The sequence below is a fragment of the Flavobacterium sp. LMO6 genome, assembly GCF_009495795.1.
Classification (GTDB): domain Bacteria; phylum Bacteroidota; class Bacteroidia; order Flavobacteriales; family Flavobacteriaceae; genus Flavobacterium.
Genome location: NZ_WIBH01000060.1, coordinates 1 through 654 on the forward strand (window position 1 = coordinate 1; position 654 = coordinate 654).

Annotated in this window: 1 protein-coding gene; it reads right to left on the reverse strand. The window is 27.5% G+C overall.

What is annotated here, in order from left to right; genetic code table 11:
• Positions 1-110 precede the first annotated feature (110 nt).
• Positions 111-654, reverse strand: a 544-nt coding sequence (locus GFJ99_RS13315; RefSeq protein ID WP_203228800.1) for a hypothetical protein, incomplete at its 5' end; no start/stop codon positions are given.

Below are 654 nucleotides of genomic sequence, written 5' to 3' on the forward strand. Positions count from 1 at the left end.
AACACCAAGCCATTACAAATATAACAAAACATTCCATTCAGCAGCGGATTTTCCGAAGGAAAATCCGGAAGTAGCCATTGAAGCAAACCGCGGTTATAGGCTGTACTTAGTTAATTCTCTTTCCAGTTTTCACTTCTCAATATAAATTCTGAATACTCAATTTCGTTAATTTTTACATTATTTATTTCAATTCCTTCTTCAGTTATCTTACCGTAAAGTTTTCTTTTTGGAATTATCTCATTTTTGTTTTTAGAAACTACAGTTGGGCAATATTCACAACCTATTTCTGTCAATTCAATTTTAGTTTGATTATGTTCTTTGATAATTATTCCTTTGTAATAGTAAAAACCTCCATCAGATGATGAATATAAAGTTTTCTTTCTAATTTTCGAAACAGGAACTCTGTCTAGAAAAACACTGTCATTTTTTATTTTCAATATATTTTTATGATACCATTTCTGTTTAGGATTTTCAAAATCAGCATTTGTTTCATTACCTTCTTTATCTTTATTCCACATAATTGGTTCATAGCCAACAAAAGTTTTTTCTTTTTTTGTTTGGGAAAAACTTATAGTTGAAATAAGTAAAAAAACTAAATAATAAATTTTCATATTTTCTTTTTTACGATTTTTGGAAGTATAGCCTATAACGTTT